1 protein-coding gene is annotated in these 330 nt (G+C 58.8%); it reads right to left on the reverse strand.

Annotation, left to right across the window (positions count from 1 at the left end; genetic code table 11):
• Positions 1-10: 10 nt before the first annotated feature.
• Positions 11-330, reverse strand: a 320-nt coding sequence (locus tag EN852_RS37525; RefSeq protein ID WP_135879820.1) for a phosphoribosyl-AMP cyclohydrolase, incomplete at its 5' end; no start/stop codon positions are given.

A 330-nucleotide genomic window follows, 5' to 3' on the forward strand; every position in this document is an offset into this window, starting at 1 on the left:
GGCAGAAGGTTCAAGCTGATGGCTTCCGATACGTGTTTTCCGCATCGAACAGCGGCTTGCTGCCGTCGTCGGCAAGCGTCCCCTTGCCGTCGATCAGCCCCACCGTCCGATAAAAGCATGAACGTCGGCCAGTGTGACAAGTTGCGTCGTGGCCCAACACTTTCACGCGCAACCACAACGCATCCTGGTCACAATCCGTGAGCATCTCGACGACATGCTGGAAATTGCCAGAGGTTTCGCCCTTCTTCCAGAGCGTGTTGCGCGAGCGCGACCAGTAGTGGGCGATGCCTGTCTCCAGCGTCAGTGCCAGCGCTTGCGCATTCATATGCG

It is taken from the genome of Mesorhizobium sp. M2E.F.Ca.ET.209.01.1.1, assembly GCF_004010375.2.
Lineage (GTDB): Bacteria > Pseudomonadota > Alphaproteobacteria > Rhizobiales > Rhizobiaceae > Mesorhizobium.